A 17,433-nucleotide genomic window follows, 5' to 3' on the forward strand; every position below is an offset into this window, starting at 1 on the left:
TCAGAAAACAGGGAACAGTAACATCAATGCCGGTATGCCGGAAGCTGAGTAACTGTCAACCACCATGCCGGGTTGCAGAGGCTTATCATATTCACCGCTACAAACATTGCGTGTTTTGTCCCTGTTGGCCCAGCCACAGTTGATAGTACGCTCCAGATAAGGAACATACTGGGTTTGCCCGCAATCGTACACCAGCATGGCAATGTACTGTGCAAAAATGGCGGTATAGATGCCTTGTTCTATTCCTCTCTCAAAGGGTAGTATCTTTTGTTCGGAAGACATAGTATTGAAAGTATAATCGGCCGCCAGAATTGCATTATCCAGATAGAATTTCTCTCCCGTAGCTTTATATAGCAAGACGGAGGCACCAATAAACGAAGCCTGATTATAAACATGTGCTTTCCAGGCCGGAGAACCATTGCCATGACGGCTATCGGCTATCCGGCCAGTCTTCTTGTCCATCAGGTTCTCCACTCCCCATGCATATATCTCCCGACCTTTCTCCAGATATTGCGCCTTGGTCTGGTACTTGGGCGTGCTTTCAGATGACTGCTTTCTTCTTTCCGGTACATTGTTGTAGAGAGTAAGGGCAGCCACTACGGTCGGAAAATTAATACAAGCCATCTTTCCATCTCCGAACTTATTGGGAGCCGGATTCCGGATAGGTTGCCATTGCCAGAACATTCCTCCGTTCTCCTTGTCATAGGAGCCGGAATCTCCCACTTTGTCCGACCCATACCACACGCGGCTAAAGCTACCCTCCGACAGTTTCAGGTATTCCTTATCGCCAAACAATTCATAAGCACGCGCAAGGGTGATAGTCCACCACATGATGTCGTCATAGATGAACCATCCGGTGTTCTCGTTATTATCATCAAAATCGAAGTTCGCATAGTGTGCTCTGTTGCCTGCAAAGATGTCGTCGCACAACGCTTTCATAGTCTTCTTTCTCGCTTTGTCTTTCTGCGCTTCCGCCAGTTTATAGGCATTCATTGCCATATCCCAGTAAATGGGCTGACACCAGATGGCGGCCGCACCGTTGTGCCGGTCTACGGCGGACTCAAAAGAAGAGTCGGTTTTATAGATACATTTCCCGGGGTCGAGGAAGGTGGCATTAAAGCCGTCATAAGCCGCCCACACTTCTTCGTTAATAACCTTCGGAGATACTTTTCCCGGACTATCGAACACTATTGCAGATACAGCCCACAAAAAAAGAACACTTATATTCATCTTGGTAATAGAAGTAAAATGATAATGAAACAGATTAAGTATATCAGCCTAATTAATTATACCCCGGATATACCTGCACTGTACTTGCTCCGTACCAAAGCCGTACATTCTTCGGTCAGAAGTACTCCTGAGCGAAGAATATACGGAGCAAGTGCATCCCGGATACGGGCTTGGTATCAACAGGGTGTAGTCAACAACTACTTGTAAACGGCAAATTCATAAATACGTGTAGCTTTCCCATTGGGAGCCTGCACGGGCTGGGTAACCAACAAACGCAGATAGCGTACTTTTTCGGCCTTACCTAAAGAACGGTTGATTACATTCTGCTTATTACCCGTAACAAAGTCCAGCGTGCGCCATGCCTCATCCTGGCTGCTCCGACCTTGCAGGAAGCAGCCGCCGGTGATGTACGAGAAATTTTCCTGGGCGGCATTCACCACCTTCCAGCCACTGATTTCTTTTTCTGCCCCCAGGTCGAAGTCCACGTAGTTGGGAAGCATGGAGATGTCACACCATTTGGTGCTCTCATTTCCGTCGATAAGGAATGCAGGCTTCTCTTTGTCGTTGATATATCCCGACCAGGCAACAATGTGTTCCGGTTTCAGCAGATTGACCTTGGGTTCTGTCACCCCTTGCAGACCGACATTACCCTTATTGGCAGTGCGGAACAAAGTAGATACAGCCTTGACAGGAGCATAAGGTTCTTCCACAAGCGTAGCGGCAAACAGGACAATATCTTTATTATCCGGCAGGATAATCTGAGTGGCCTTAGCCGGAATATCAATGGCAAACCTGAACATATACGTAAACTCATAAGCCTGGTCTCCTTCGGCAGAATGGCGGTGTGTACCGGTGTAGGCCACTTCGACATCTTTCAGATAGCCTTGCGTATGGCCGGTGTGTCCCCACTGTCCTATGAAGCCCGTATAAGATGGAACAACAACCTCCTGCACGCTCTTACCTGCACGGAATATACCTTTAGAGTCCTGCTCGGCAGTTGCCGCAGCAGCCAGAATATACAAACGGTTGTAAGTGTGCCCCGCAGGCAACTGCAAAGTATCTCCGGTGCATGCCATACCATTCAGTTCTTCTTTGGTTTCCAGACGGAAAGGAACCCGGTTGACAGCCAATTCAGCAGGAATCAACTCGGCTGCATAGGAATAGCCTGACTCAAAATCGGCTTCCCAACGGAATTCATTCCAGCTAAAGCATTTACGGTCATAGTTCAGAGGAAGCTGTTCAAACTTCAACGCTGCTTTTCCGGCAGCATTCAGGCGGAGTTTATAAGTCTTAATACTGTTGGGCTGTATGGAAACTTGCAGTTGATTGCCATTAAAGGCGGCACTGCCTGTAGTCTTTTCCGTTCCGTCCGCTTCATTGGCGCTCAGGATGTTTCCGGCAAAGGTCAGCACGGCATTCTGCGGGGCTTTGCCACCGGTTTCGTATACACGCACCACATACTCGTCAGAGCTTTCCGCTTTCTTCAAAGCCTTAATTACCACATTGGAGTTGTCCGAAGATACCAACGAGAAGGTTTTTCCTAATGTTCCGTTATGCTTCTCTACTTCGAAAGCCTTGACACGCTGATTCAACACTTCGGCATCTTTCGCAATTTGTGCTTTGTCCAAATTGCCGGCATGAGGCATCAGGCTGTATGTAAACGTATGATAGCCTAAATCCTGGCGGTCCTGATAAGAATAATTATTCTTTGTGGCAGGCGTATGGAGCAAAGTCAGACGGAGCGTATGGTTATCGGGCTTATCCCAGCCATATTTGCTGTCATTCATGATGGCAACGCCATAGCTGCCGTCACGGTCAGTCAGGTCCGCCCAGTATTGGGCATACACCTCATAAGCGGTCAATACGTTGTTGCCGCGCTGAACTGTACCTACACCAAGGTCATAGGTTGCTTTCTCGTTATCAAGATTCAAAGGGAATTCCGCTTTCAGGAGGGCATTGGTGGATTGCCAGTCAATTTCATTGTAGAAGTCGATACGTTCAGCCAGTTCTCCCTCGTAAAGACGGATATACTGACGGAATACAGATTCACCATGACGCTTTTCCACACATAAGGTCTTGCGCAAGTCTCCGTCTTCGCTCAGAGTCATTCTGACATCTTCCGTGATGGAAACAGGGGTACTGTCCACTGTCTTCTTCATTATTTCCCAAGCAGGCCAGTTGTAAGAGGCATTATCCGTAAATAGTGCCAGCCGAATTGACTTACCGTTCTTAACAAGCTCTTTATTGTTCGTCTTATCATACAAAGAGGTTATATCCCCTTGTTCATTCAGTGAAATCTTATATACGGAGTTCTCTATAGCAGTGGTTGCGGCAGACGCGGCTGCCTGTTGCTGATTTCCGGAAAGACGGATGTCATAAACGGCATATCCGGTGGCAGGCACCGTGGCTTCTACCAGCAAGTGCACTTTTCCGTCTTCATAAGACAGAAATTGGGAAGCTACCTTCTTGCCCTCCGCATCATAAGCACTGACGCCTTTAGGAAATTTGGGAGCCTCAACGGCTATTTCCACCACATCCGTCACCGGAAAGCCCAGTGCATTGTAGAATACCACAGGGGTTCCTTTGACACGGGTATCCATCTTCTCGGAAACAGCACCGACAGAGGTAGTCAATATACCGGAGAACTGTTTCAATGAAAGGAATTCGTCATTCCATGAAAACTCATAAGCACGGGGAATACTGGTGCCGGTAAGGTCATCGTGGAATTGGTGGAAGATGAAACGTTTCCACGATTCTGTCAGGCTCTCGCCCGGATAGTCGGCTATACCCAGCCAATCTGCGGCAACGGCAGCTCTTTCGGCTGCATCACCCAGCAGTTCATTCTGCCGGTTGTAGAGTTTCATGGCAGCCTGTGAAGTATAACATCCCGTTCCATGCACATCCATCAGAAGTTCACCGTTGAAAACGGGTAGTTCGGGATGTTTGTCATAGGGGAGATAGTCTTTAAACAACTGGTCACTGGTGGCGCTGATGATTTCCAGCGGCCCGTTTCCTTTGATGCCTTTCTCCACAGAGTTGACTGAACCCAAAGTAGGGGAACCGCCCGTATCACCCGTGCCGTAATAGCGGTACACAGTATTCAACGGAGTACGTCCGGCCAGTTTCAGCAACTCTTCATCCCCGGACAAGTCTACATCTTTCCAGCGTTTGCCATAGTCATATCCATGTGCAAGCATGATAGAAGAACCATCGACTCCTTGCCACAGTCCAATCGTGAAAGGGTGTTTGCTTTTACCATAGAAAGGATTGACGCGCCAATCCAGTTTCTGGGAAGAAAAGCCGATGAGACCGCAATGACTGGCAATGGTAGGCAATGTCCAGCCAAAGCCGAAGCAGTCGGGAAGGAAAATATCGGTACTCTCCACTCCGAACTCTTGCCGGTAGTATTCCTGTCCAAGCAAGATATTACGGATAGAAGACTCTACGGAAGGAACCAGTACGTCCGAAGCTTCCCAACTACTGCCACTGATGTGCCAGCGGCCCGAAGTGATAAATGATTTGAGTTGTTCGTACTCGCCGGGATAATACTCCTTCATCCACGCGTACTTGACGCCGCCTTCAAAATTGAAAACATAATCGGGGTACTTTTTCAGTAAAAAGAGGTTGCGCGACAAGGTATTCCAAACATACTCCTTAATGGTGGTTTGTATATCCCAATTCCATTGGGTATCCAAGTGGGCATCTGCCACCATATACGCTTTTGCCTGCTTCTCCTGTTTCGCATTTTGTGCATACGCACCGCTTGAACAAAACAGCATAGATGCTAATAAAATAACCGGTAATTTCATAGTCAGATATTTATTGTGATTAATATAAACGCTCTATCAATTACAAAAATAAGCGCATTCACCTAAAAGCATATACACATTTGCGACATAAGAGTCCCACAATAGAGTCATGGCATCATAACGAACAAAAAAGTCAGAAAAGTATTACTCTTTTTTCATGCATCTCTGCCATATCCTGCCATTATTCCCTATCTTTGCAATACCCAATTAGTCCGATATACAGATATGAAAAACAGACACTACCTCTTCGGAATGTTATTGCTGACCTGCATCTTATGTTGCTGCCTTACACACCAGGCCCATGCATATAGCTTACGGCAATTCTCCAATAAGGACGGATTATCCAACAGTGCCATCCTGTCTATCTATCAGGACCATCAAGGCATCATCTGGATTGGTTCGTGCGACGGGTTGAACGTGTTTGACGGTAGCAGTCTGCATGTCTATAATCCTGTCAATACTTCCAAAGCATTGCTATCCGGCAACCTGATAAACAGCATCATGGAAACCGAAAAAGACGTCCTGTGGATTCAAACCAATTACGGGCTCGACCGGCTGGATACCAAACAGCAGACCTGCCAAAGTTTTGCCGAATTCAAAGACAAGAACTACATGGCCAAAAGTGATAATAATGACCTGTTCATCGTAAAAGACGACGGATACCTCTACTATTATCAGCAGGAGAAACAAGCCTTTCAGAAGCTGGAAGTTCCCCGGATTACATTCGGACATGTGCTGTCTGTTACCATTGATGCGAATAATATATTGTGGGTCTTCACTTCCGATAACGACACCCGCAGCTATCAGATAAACAAAACAGCCCAAGGCGTAACCTTGACGCCTAACAACCTCTTCAAGCATCCGGAGAAATTGTTATGGGCTTTCTCAGAAGAGCGTCTGGTGTATTTCATCGACGGAACCTACTCGCTCTATGAATACGATTTCAACAACCAGCAGCAATACTTCATTGCCGACCTCAAAGCGGAAATCGAGTCGCATGGAGAGGTTTCTTCCATCATCAAACAGCAGAACGACTATTACATCGGCTTCAAAAGCAGCGGCCTGATTGTGCTTAAATACATGTCCGACCAGAAAATCAAATACCAGATACAGTCAACAGATATTCATTCCGGCATTTTCTGCCTGATGAAGGACAAGTATCAGGACATTGTGTGGATAGGAACGGACGGGCAAGGGGTATATATGTATTTCAATGATGCATTTTCCGTTACCAACACCTTGCTGGATACTCCCGTATACCAGATAAACAACCCTGTGCGTGCACTCTACTATGACCATGAACAGACATTATGGATAGGCACCAAAGGAGGAGGTATACTACGCATCAGGGGCTATGCTCCGGGAAACAGTACTCCAGCATCCTTCGACCGTATTTCCATCGGTAACAGTACCCTGACCGACAATGCGGTTTACTGCTTTGCTCCCGGTTCCATGGATAGATTATGGATAGGCACGGAGAACGGTATCAACTACTATTCTTATAAAAATAAACAGATAAGGGAATTCCCCGTCATAGCCGACGGAGAGAAAGTGAAATATGTACATTCCATCAATGAGTTGAATGATTCCACCCTATGGGTAGCTACTGTAGGTGAAGGTATTGTGAAGGTTATTCTGGATGGAAACAGTGCTTCTCCTACCATAAAATCAGCCACCCGAATAGTATTGGATGACGGACGCATGGCCTCCAACTACTTCTTCACCTCTTTCCGGGAAAACGACTCCACACTATGGTTTGGCAATCGTGGTTATGGCGCTTACCGGATGAATGTCGATAACGAGGAATTGACCCCTTACCGCTTCGACAGCATAGTGAACAGCCAGACGGCCAATGACATTTTCGCTATCTACAAGAATGAAAAAGGGTATTGGCTGGGAACCAGTTCGGGATTGCTCTACTTCAATCAGGAGGATTCACACTACCATGACAAAACCGATTTATTCCTGAATAACACCGTACATGGCATCCTGGAAGACCAGCAACACAACCTTTGGCTCAGCACCAACCAGGGACTGGTAAGATTTAATCCCCATACCAGTACAGGGCAGACTTACAATCGGGAAAACGGACTTGCCGTCACCGAATTCAGTGACGGAGCCTTTTACAAAGACCAACGGACGGGGACGCTGTTTTTTGGCGGTACAAACGGATTTGTGACTGTCAAGTCCAATGCATATATCATGGAGGATTACATGCCCCGAATACACCTGAAAGGACTGAGTATCTTCGGAAAAGATTATAATATCTATAATTTCCTCTCTGAGAAAAAAGGCTTGCCGGTATTGCAACTGGATTACAGCCAGAACTTCTTCTGCATCAACTTCATGGCGCTCGATTACATCAACGGCAATAACTATTCCTACTCTTATAAATTGGAGGAAGTAAGCGACCACTGGATAGAGAGCGGAACATCAGCCAGTGCCATATTCTCCAACCTCTCACCCGGACAATACACCCTGTTAGTGAAATACAGGAACAATATCAACGGGCAAGAAAGCCAGCCCCAGAGTCTTACCATTCACATCACTCCCCCTTGGTACCTGAGTTATTGGGCATATGGCGTTTATTTCATTCTGTTTGCCTCCCTCTGTGTCTTGCTGGTTTATCAGTTCATCCAAAAATACCGTCGCAAGCAACACCGTATGATTGAGAAGATGAACCGGGAGAAGAAAGAAGAAATTTATGAATCGAAGCTGCGTTTCTTCACCAATATCACGCATGAATTCTGCACACCGTTAACGCTGATTTACGGCCCGTGCGAGAAGATACTAACCTATGCAAATGCCGATTCATACATCCGCAGGTATGGGCAAATGATACGGCAGAATACGGAAAGGCTGAATAGTCTGATTCTGGAATTGCTTGAATTCCGCAGATTGGAAACCGGTAACAAAGCGCTCTCTGTACAGCGCCTGTCCGTTTCGGAGAAGATACGGAATATAGCAGAATCATTCGGTGAGTTGGCGGAAAACCGCAATTTGAACTATCAGTTAGACATCCAGCCCGATGTTTTGTGGAACACAGATATCAGTTGTTTCAACAAGATTACCAATAATCTAATATCCAATGCTTTCAAGTATACTCCGGAGAAAGGAAGTATCGCTGTCGGATTGAAGGTAGAGAACCAGCTTCTCACCCTTCGCATTTCTAATTCCGGGAAAGGAATAGCCAAAGAGAACCTTGCGAAGATATTCGACCGTTACAAGATTCTGGATTCCTTCGAGATGAACGGAGCAAACTCCCGGAATGGACTCGGACTGGCTATATGCAAGAGCATGACAAATCTGCTGAACGGGCAAATCAACGTAGACAGTGTGCCTAATGAGATAACGACATTCACAGTAACCTTGCCGGAACTGGCTTTAACGGAGCAAGAAATGCAGCAGGAAGTATACAAGGCGCCCCCTTTGAATGTCAATACAGAACCTATGAAACTGGAAAAGACCATCGCAAATTTCGACGTTTCCAAACAGACAATTATGATTATCGACGATGATCCTTCCATGTTATGGTTTGTTTCAGAGATATTCGTAGAAGAGTACAATGTATTGTCTTTCAACAATGCCAAGGAGGCTTTAGCCAATCTGGAGTTGAAACAGCCGGACTTAATCATCTCCGATGTGATGATGCCCGAAATCGACGGTCTCTCTTTTACACAACAGATAAAGCAGAATAAATTGTGGAATCACATACCACTGATTCTATTGTCCGCCCTCCACAACGAAGATGAGCAGGTGAAAGGCATCGAATCAGGCGCGGAAGCTTACATCACCAAGCCTTTTAATGTGAAATACCTGGAGAAGATTGTCTACCGGCTGATTAAGCGAAAATCGGACTTAAAAGAGTATTATAGCTCCATTTTCAGTTCCTTCAAGGTAGAGAACGGCAACTGCATCCATAAAGAAGACCAAGAATTCCTGGATAAAGTGATAGAAACCATAGATAAAAACATTTCCAATCCTGATTTATCCGTGGAACTACTGAGCAGTGACTTAGGCTATAGCACCCGCCAGTTCTACCGGAAACTGAAACCAATAACTGAGAAGTCGCCGTCCGATATCATCAAAGAGTATCGCCTTACCATGGCGGAACGTTTACTGCTCACCAGGAATCTCACCATTGAAGAGATTATGGATCAGACAGGATTCAATAATCGCGGCACCTTCTACAAGCTGTTCACTTCGCGCTTTGGCATGCCGCCAAGGCTATATAGGGAACAGCAGAAGGATAACGTAAGGGCAGAGAGATCAGCACTATAGCCCCCGATTAGAGGTAAAACGAATAATCGGGGAAAAGCTCAGGATCTGTCGTTACTTTCAAAGCAAACACTGCTCCCGCCTTTTTGCCCGGGTGCGACTGGAAGCGGATGGTAACCTTCCCTTTTCCGTCCGCCATGCCGGAAGGTATCTTGTAGACTTCTTCATAGAACGTAAAAGGATACTTGCCGGATAAGTGCTCTGCTGCTATTTTTTGTCCGTTTATCAGGATATCAAAGTCATGATTTTCCTTCTCATTCCCCCAATAAGTCACTACGAGATAGTTCCGGGCAGCCTCCTGATTCACCTTTACCTGATAAGAAAACCAACCGTCCGTATCCGTCATACGTCCTAAACGGGTAGCTTCCCAGAAATTAGACAAAGCTGCCTGGGGAGCCTTTTCACTCTTTTCCTCCGACAATTGGTGAGCCTTCTCGTCAGCATCCGAAGCAACACGCAGTTCATCACTTACCACCCGGTTTCTGCAAGCCATTTCATCCGGAGTATACATTTTCAGATAAAGCGAATAACGTTGATGATGCGTCTGATAATAAGGACGCAAAAGCACATCTTTGGGCTTTCCCTTCAGAATACCCGCCTTTTGGGTACGATATGCCTGGGGAACAGCATTATCTGCCTTTAGCCAGCTATCCGGATCCATTTTATTCACGATAAAAAGAGGTATATCGTCCAAAGGAAGGAAAGAACTATTCTGGCGGGAGGTCTTGATATACTCATTAGGCAGATGGTCGGCTCCAAGTTGGGCTGCATAAGCTATGGGACCACGGAAGATTACATTCATGAACGGATCATCCGGTGCCGCTTCCAGCCTGAAAGTCTGCTTCATTTCTATCCGTATCCGATCGCCCGTTTTCCAAGGGTGTTGCAAGCGGATATATTCCCCTGCCTGTGCATGCAAGGGATATTCTTCATCATTAATCCGGACACTCACCTCTCTGCCCGCCCAATGGGGATAACGGATATAAATAGGATGATTGTAAGCGCCGCTCTCGAGGATAGTCAGAGTAGTACAGTCCCCTTGCGGGAAGTCGGTTTCCTGCTTCAGATGCAGGTTCTTTTCTTTCCAGTTCAGTTCCGAAGGGATGAAAAGATTGACGTAAAGCGATTGGTGATTATTGAAGTAAATACATTCACCATACTTGGAGTGGTTCTCCATTCCCGTGCCTACACAGCACCAAATACCCTCTATATTGAAACGGTCGCTATAAGACTTGAACCCGCCCGGAAGCAGCATGGTATAGTAAGTCACACCTCCCGTTTCGGGATCCTGCGATGCTAGTATATGATTATAGAGTGCCCGTTCAAAGTAATCCATGTGGTGCAAATCGCCGGTCGATTCAAATGTATTCAAGGCAATTTTCATCATGTTATACGTGTTGCACGTCTCGCTAGAAGTAGAACCGAGGCGTTTTGTAATCTCACCCGAACGTCCGAAGCGTTCATAACAACTGTTTCCTCCGATACAATTCATGTGGTCCCGATAATAAATCCCGGCAAAGTTTTGAGTAGCTTTCCGGCATACTTCATCTCCGGTGAGTTGGTATTGTCGGGCTGTACCCTCGAATGCCGGTAACTGGAAGTTAGCATGTCGCCCATACAACACATCTTTCCCGTTTGCTATATTCAAGATAACCTTCTGATGATTGAGTTTCATGGAAACAGCCAGATAGCGTTCATCGCCGGTAAGGGCATATAAATCGGCAAAAACGGCATTAATACCCCCGTTCTCTATATCCAGAAAACCCTCAAACAGGTCGGGATTGACTTTCAAAATAAACTCCGTAACAGGTTCTGCCTGCTTAATCCAGAGGTTCAAGGCTTTGAGGTTATCACAATAAAGGTAGGCATCCCGATAAGCGGCAAACTCTTTATGTTGCCAATAGAAAGGAATCCAGCACAGCCCTCCCCACGGATAACCGGCCTCATCCGGACTGTTAAGAAGCAGTTCACCCTTCATTAGTTTAGCATAAGGCAATTCGAGCTTTTTTCCCTGAACCCGGTAAAGAGAGTCTTTGCGGTTATCCAGCATTGCCAGTTCATCTATCAGATAGTTTACACGGTCCAGAAAACGTCTGTCACCTGTCTGAGCATACATAAGGGAGGTGCCGGAGATATAGTGATGCCAGTCGGTGGCACGTGTCCCCGCCGGTTGGTTTGAGCCCGGATAGGCTTTCTTTTCGGGGATGCCGACTTCTTTTCTCCGTCCATTCAACATGCGTTCTATATCAGCGTCCAGCAGATATTGTTGGGATACCTGCATAGCATGATAGAAAGGACTACCGGGCAGCAAGCGTACTTCGGAAAGGCAGAATGTTTGCCACAATTTAGGTTGCTTACTGATGACAACGGTCTTATCATCTATTTCACCCGCATACAACAAGCAAGAACAAAACAACAGAAACGGAACCAGTAACAAATTTCTTTTCATCATATTATTGATATAAAATTACAAAGTATATGATGCAAAGATAGGCGAAACCTACTGGTTCGTATAATAAAATTCTACCAGAAAATAGCGTTAATCAGCTATCTTCGTCTATTAACAAACTTACTCCGGATGCTTAAGCCTTTCAGAATAAAAAGAAAATGAAAAATAGGATTATAAAAGGCACACCTCCTACAACCCAAATCACATCAAACAAATGAAACTATTTTTTCTTTGCCTCTTTGAGTACCTTCTTTTCTGTTCCGTCTAATTTTCGCTGTACTTTCTTCACGTCTTCAGCAGGCGGCAGATTTTCAGGAACAATACCTCTTTGCAATAACATGTTCCTGACAGCAATATTATTATCGACATGCTCCTGACCTATCGGATTAATTCCTCTTAAATCTTTTGTCTGCACATTCACACTCGTCATTTCAGCAGCCAGATCCTTAGCCTTAATACTGATAGTAGGCAGAAAGTCAGCTACAGGACGACTATCAGGAACTCCCATTTTACGTTTCAATTGCTGGGTATTTAAACGAAACAACGCCTGATCACCTTTAGAACGTATTAAGGCAAAACCTTTGTTATCTACTCCCCGCTCATAAATAACACCCGACAACTGTTTTTCTGTCTGACTAAGTTTCTCACGAGCTTTCACACGTTCATATTCAAGTAAACGTTGCTCTATCAGTTCAGCTCTCCGGGTTTGTACAGCAAAGTAGTTTTGAGCAAAAGCTATTTGTTCTTTACGGCTATCACCGTTTTGGGCAATCAGATAACAGGCATAGCGGGTGAGCATCATGTCATCAATAGCTTTTTCCGCGCCAGAGCCTATCTGAACCATTTTCCTGATGTCAGGAAAATGGTCGAGAACATGTTCTGAGGCATGTTCACAAGCTTCTTTAGCCTTATCAATCACCTTGATGAAGTTCTCCCACTTAGAGTAGCCCAATAATACTTGTAACTCTCTTGCACTCCAGCACTCTACACCTTCGTATTCGGAAGCGGCCTCTTCAAACTGGCGGAATAAGGCTAAAATTTCATTTCCTTTCATTCATTTATAGTAGTTGGTTCTATTTCCCTTTCACAATCCGCTTGATATCACTCAGCTTATTCAACGCCTCTAGTGGTGTCAGATTATTCACATCCAGCGTCAATATCTCGTCACGTATCTGACAGAGTATCGGATCGTCCAACTGGAAGAAACTGAGTTGCATGCCCCCGCGTGTCTCCCCCACTTCCGCCATCGGCTTATTGGCAATACCTTGCTGGCGATTGTCTGTTTCCAATTGTTTCAAAATGTCATTCGCACGTTTTACAATACTTTTCGGCATACCTGCCATCTTTGCCACATGGATACCGAAAGAGTGTTCACTGCCGCCACGCTCCAGCTTACGCAGGAAGATGACTTTGTTATCCACCTCCTTAACGGAAACATTGTAATTCTTGATACGCTTGAAGCTTTTCTCCATTTCGTTCAGTTCGTGGTAGTGCGTAGCAAACAATGTACGCGCCTTTGCCCTGGGATGCTCATGGATATGCTCTACAATCGCCCAGGCGATAGAAATACCATCGTAGGTAGAAGTACCCCTTCCCAACTCATCAAAAAGCACCAGACTGCGCGGAGACAGGTTATTCAAGATATCAGCCGCCTCGTTCATCTCCACCATAAAGGTAGATTCGCCAACGGAAATGTTATCGCTGGCACCCACACGGGTGAATATCTTATCCACTAATCCGATATGCGCACTCTCGGCAGGCACAAAGCTGCCTATCTGTGCCAGCAACGTTATCAATGCCGTCTGCCTCAGCAATGCAGACTTACCCGCCATGTTGGGACCGGTAATGATAATAATCTGCTGCGAACCACTATCCAGCATCACATCGTTGGCAATGTACTTCTCGCCTATCGGAAGCTGTTTCTCAATGACTGGATGGCGTCCCTGCCGAATATCCAGCACATCACTATCTTCAATAATAGGGCGGATATAGTTATTCTCACGCGCCACATTAGCAAAGGAATGCAGACAATCCAAACGGGCTATCTGGTTTGCATTGACCTGGATGGCAGGTATAAACTCACTCAACGCCTGTACCAGCTCCATGTAGAGTTGCGTTTCCAATATCAATATCTTATCTTCGGCACCGAGGATCTTCTCTTCATATTCTTTCAGTTCCTGCGTGATGTAGCGTTCGGCATTTGCCAGGGTTTGTTTACGTATCCACTCCTGCGGCACTTTATCCTTATGCAGGTTACGTACTTCGATATAGTAACCAAACACATTATTGTAACCGATCTTCAGGCTGGGGATTCCCGTCAGTTCACTTTCCCGTTGCTGTATCTGTAGCAGGTAATCCTTGCCGGAATAGGCTATCTGGCGCAAATCGTCCAGTTCGGCATTGACGCCTGATTTGATAACGCCACCTTTGTTAATCAGCAATGGAGGGTCATTATTAATCTCTTTCTCTATGCGGTCGCGAATGGATTGGCAGATATTCAATTGTTCACCTATACGGTTCAGACTGGCATTATCAGCATCCATACAAGCTGCTTTAATAGGTTCAATGGCCAGTAACGCCACTTTCAGCGCCACCACCTCACGCGGGGAGACACGCCCCACGGCTACTTTAGAAATGATGCGTTCCAAATCGCCTATCAGATGCAATTGTTCTTCAATCAGTTCTTTGAAGTCCGGTTGGCGGAAAAAGTATTCCACTACGTTGAGGCGTTCGTTGATAGGCAATACATCTTTCAATGGAAACACCAGCCAGCGTTTCAGCAAACGGGCTCCCATAGGGCTGATAGTCTTATCAATCACGTTCAGCAGGCTACTGCCGCCATCGTTCATGCTGCCTATCAGTTCGAGGCTGCGGACGGTGAACTTATCAAGACGGACATACTTATCCTCCTCAATGCGCGCCAATGAAGTGACATGCCCTATCTGAGTGTGCTGCGTCATGAGGAGATATTGCAGGATAGCCCCCGAAGCAATGATACCATTCTTGAGATGCTCCACACCAAAGCCTTTCAGGTTCTTCGTCTCGAAGTGTTTCAAAAGCTTCTCACGGGCGGTAGTCTCGGTAAATACCCAGTCGTCCAATTCAAAAGTAAAGAACTTGCTTCCGAAGTTTCCCTCGAACATGCCGCGCTTTCCACGCTCAAAAAGCACTTCTTTGGGGGCGAAGTTATTCAAGAGTTTATCCACATAGTCGAAAGGGCCTTCTGCTGTGAGGAATTCGCCTGTAGAGATGTCAAGAAATGACACACCGCAGGTTCCTTTACCAAAATGGACAGCAGCCAGAAAGTTATTCTCCCGATAGTTCAGTATATTGTCGTTGATGGAAACGCCGGGAGTCACCAGTTCCGTAATGCCGCGCTTCACCAGTTTCTTGGTCATCTTCGGGTCTTCCAACTGGTCGCAGATAGCCACACGCTTACCCGCACGTACCAGTTTAGGCAGATACGTATCCAGCGCATGATGGGGAAAACCAGCCATTTCAACGGTTTTTCCTTTACCATTGGCACGCTTGGTGAGGGTGATTCCCAGAATTTCGGCCGCAACAATAGCATCGGTAGAATAAGTTTCGTAGAAGTCGCCGCAACGAAACAGCATAATGGCATCCGGATGCTTGGCTTTCAAGTCCAGAAACTGCTTCATCATCGGGGTGAGCACAATATCTTCATTCATGTGGATTTATCTTTATTAAACACAAAGGCACAGAGGTACAGAGTGTTTCACTTGTGTAAAAAGAGAACTCTATGTCTCTGTGCCTTTGTGTTCATTATTAATGAGACAAAGATAATTCTTTTTTAGAAAATAAGCGTGGAGAGGATTCAAATCCTTAGCAAGCCTTAACAAAAGTGCTCTTTTCGCTAAAACATGTTATAAAACACTCTTTTTTATTTGCTTTATTTGGAGATATCCCAAAAGTCCGTACCTTTGCACTGTGTTTTTCATAGTATTAGATTTAAGGTTAACAAAGGTTGGAGTACAGCGGTACTCCTTTTTTTATGCCCATACGTGACGTCTCACAATGATATTATCTTCGCTTGAATTGATTTGTCCCCCTTTTTGCGCCTTTTGTATACCTGGTAATAATAACTATTTTGCTTAATTTGCATTCAAAAGACTTATTACCATGAAAAAGAAGAAAATGAAAAAAGTATTCCTCTATTGCCTGGCAACTGCCTTTGCCACCGGAACCTATGCCCAGACTTACAACTGGGTGAGCAGCACGGAAGCCAACATCTGGCAACAATCTAAAGTAAAGTTACAATCGAGCACCGGACAGACTCCGCTTTTAGAAGTCAACGGAACAGAAGAGGGCACCACCTTCAAAGCATGGGGCACCACCTTCAACGAACTGTGCTGGGATGCTCTGAACATGCTTACCCGCGACGAGCAGGATGACCTTCTGGAAAAGATGTTCTCTCCACAGGGAGATTTACGCTTCACACGGGGACGAATCTCGATGAATGCGAACGATTATGCACGCGACTGGTACAGTTGTGATGAGGTATCGGGCGACTTCCAGCTAAAGTATTTCAATATCAACCGTGACAAACTGGCCATCATCCCCTTTGTGCGTGCGGCACAAAAGTACAATCCTGAGATGACATTCTGGGTGTCCCCCTGGTCACCTCCCAGTTGGATGAAAATTAACCATGACTATCCGGTACGCAGCGACAAAACCAACAAGATGTCTCCGGAGTCGAGCATAGCCCTTTACGAAGACAACACTGAAAAGCGTAAAGGCGTATTCCCCGAGCAACTGGCCGTGAACGACTACATGATACAAGACCCTCGCTATCTACAGACGTACGCCAACTATTTCTGCAAATTCATTGATGCCTATAAGGAACAGGGAATCCCGGTCGATATGGTCATGTATCAGAACGAGGCATACAGCTACACCCCTTATCCCGGTTGTGCCTGGACTGCCGAAGGCACCGTGCGCTTTAACGTAGAATATCTGGCCCCTACGCTGAAAAAGCATCACCCGGATGTAAAACTATACCTCGGTACTTTCAATACGAACCGCTACGACTATGTCGACAAGATACTTTCCGACCCGCGTATGCCACAAAGCATCGAAGGCATAGGCTTCCAGTGGGAAGGCGGACAGATATTGCCTAAAATCCGCGAAAAGTATCCCCAATACAAATACGTACAGTCCGAAAGTGAATGCGGCTGGGGCAGCTTCGACTGGCAGGCAGGAGAGCACACTTTCCACCTGATTAACCACTATCTGGGCAATGGTTGCGAAGAATACACCTTCTGGAACAACACGCTCTGCGATAACGGCGAGAGTCCCTGGGGATGGAAGCAGAATGCGCTGATACATGTGGATTCAAAAACCCGCAAGGCAACTCTGACGCCCGAGTATTACGCTGTGAAGCATTACAGCCAGTTCGTCTCTCCCGGTTCACGCATCATAGCCTACAAAGCACAGAAAGAAGACAAAACACCTGTTATGGTTGTGGAAACTCCACAAAAGAAGAAAGTAGTGATAGCCGGTAACTTCAACAATGAAACCAAAGAAGTTACCGTGAAATTAGGCAACCGCTATCTGAGCGTGAAGCTCCAACCCCATTCGTTCAATACGTTTGAAGAGAAATAAATTGATAAAAAAGAGTCATTATTCAGGCAACCGTGTCTGAATAAT

General features: G+C 45.9%; 8 protein-coding genes. 3 read left to right on the forward strand and 5 right to left on the reverse strand.

Going from position 1 to position 17,433, the window contains the following annotated elements; translation table 11 throughout:
• Positions 1-1,230, reverse strand: a complete 1,230-nt coding sequence (locus HMPREF9447_RS11545) for a glycoside hydrolase family 76 protein (protein ID WP_044138038.1) — start codon at positions 1,228-1,230, stop codon at positions 1-3.
• 24 nt (positions 1,231-1,254) lie between these two features.
• Here HMPREF9447_RS11545 and HMPREF9447_RS11550 point away from each other — a divergent pair, with 24 nt between their 5' ends.
• Positions 1,255-1,437 carry a hypothetical protein gene (locus HMPREF9447_RS11550; protein WP_009129918.1) on the forward strand — a complete coding sequence of 61 codons (183 nt, stop codon included), beginning with the start codon at positions 1,255-1,257 and terminating at the stop codon, positions 1,435-1,437.
• Here the strand turns inward: HMPREF9447_RS11550 and HMPREF9447_RS11555 are convergent.
• On the reverse strand, positions 1,428-5,039 hold the full coding sequence (locus HMPREF9447_RS11555; protein ID WP_009129919.1) for a glycoside hydrolase family 38 N-terminal domain-containing protein: 3,612 nt from the start codon (positions 5,037-5,039) through the stop codon (positions 1,428-1,430). The two genes, HMPREF9447_RS11550 and HMPREF9447_RS11555, sit on opposite strands and share 10 nt — an antisense overlap.
• Positions 5,040-5,264: 225 nt before the next feature.
• On the opposite strand from HMPREF9447_RS11555, the gene HMPREF9447_RS11560 reads away from it, so the two are divergent.
• Positions 5,265-9,320: a hybrid sensor histidine kinase/response regulator transcription factor gene (locus HMPREF9447_RS11560; RefSeq protein ID WP_009129920.1), complete on the forward strand. Its 4,056-nt coding sequence runs from the start codon at positions 5,265-5,267 to the stop codon at positions 9,318-9,320.
• A gap of 7 nt (positions 9,321-9,327) precedes the next feature.
• On the opposite strand, the gene HMPREF9447_RS11565 is transcribed toward HMPREF9447_RS11560, so the two are convergent.
• The 3 genes from HMPREF9447_RS11565 to mutS all read right to left on the reverse strand — a co-directional run bounded on the left by HMPREF9447_RS11565 (position 9,328) and on the right by mutS (position 15,455).
• The gene (locus tag HMPREF9447_RS11565) at positions 9,328-11,769 is read right to left on the reverse strand and encodes a beta-L-arabinofuranosidase domain-containing protein (protein WP_009129921.1); all 2,442 of its coding nucleotides are present in this window, start codon (positions 11,767-11,769) and stop codon (positions 9,328-9,330) included.
• 217 nt (positions 11,770-11,986) lie between these two features.
• A complete protein-coding gene (gene dinD / locus HMPREF9447_RS11570; RefSeq protein WP_009129922.1) occupies positions 11,987-12,820 on the reverse strand; it encodes a DNA damage-inducible protein D in 834 nt (277 codons plus the stop codon).
• Positions 12,821-12,839: 19 nt separating this feature from the next.
• Positions 12,840-15,455: a DNA mismatch repair protein MutS gene (gene mutS / locus HMPREF9447_RS11575; RefSeq protein WP_009129923.1), complete on the reverse strand. Its 2,616-nt coding sequence runs from the start codon at positions 15,453-15,455 to the stop codon at positions 12,840-12,842.
• Positions 15,456-15,906: 451 nt separating this feature from the next.
• On the opposite strand from mutS, the gene HMPREF9447_RS11580 reads away from it, so the two are divergent.
• Entirely contained in the window at positions 15,907-17,388 is a 1,482-nt protein-coding gene (locus tag HMPREF9447_RS11580) for a glycoside hydrolase family 30 protein (protein WP_044138040.1), read from the forward strand.
• Positions 17,389-17,433 lie beyond the last annotated feature (45 nt).

This window comes from Bacteroides oleiciplenus YIT 12058 (genome assembly GCF_000315485.1).
GTDB classification, from domain to species: Bacteria; Bacteroidota; Bacteroidia; order Bacteroidales; family Bacteroidaceae; genus Bacteroides; species Bacteroides oleiciplenus.

What these genes read in the sequence shown, in the direction of transcription:
- HMPREF9447_RS11580 (WP_044138040.1), top strand. Translation starts at nt 15,907, where the DNA reads ATGAAAAAGAAGAAAATGAAAAAAGTATTCCTCTATTGCCTGGCAACT.
- HMPREF9447_RS11565 (WP_009129921.1), bottom strand. Translation starts at nt 11,769, where the DNA reads ATGATGAAAAGAAATTTGTTACTGGTTCCGTTTCTGTTGTTTTGTTCT.
- HMPREF9447_RS11545 (WP_044138038.1), bottom strand. Translation starts at nt 1,230, where the DNA reads ATGAATATAAGTGTTCTTTTTTTGTGGGCTGTATCTGCAATAGTGTTC.
- HMPREF9447_RS11550 (WP_009129918.1), top strand. Translation starts at nt 1,255, where the DNA reads ATGAAACAGATTAAGTATATCAGCCTAATTAATTATACCCCGGATATA.
- dinD (WP_009129922.1), bottom strand. Translation starts at nt 12,820, where the DNA reads ATGAAAGGAAATGAAATTTTAGCCTTATTCCGCCAGTTTGAAGAGGCC.
- HMPREF9447_RS11560 (WP_009129920.1), top strand. Translation starts at nt 5,265, where the DNA reads ATGAAAAACAGACACTACCTCTTCGGAATGTTATTGCTGACCTGCATC.
- HMPREF9447_RS11555 (WP_009129919.1), bottom strand. Translation starts at nt 5,039, where the DNA reads ATGAAATTACCGGTTATTTTATTAGCATCTATGCTGTTTTGTTCAAGC.
- mutS (WP_009129923.1), bottom strand. Translation starts at nt 15,455, where the DNA reads ATGAATGAAGATATTGTGCTCACCCCGATGATGAAGCAGTTTCTGGAC.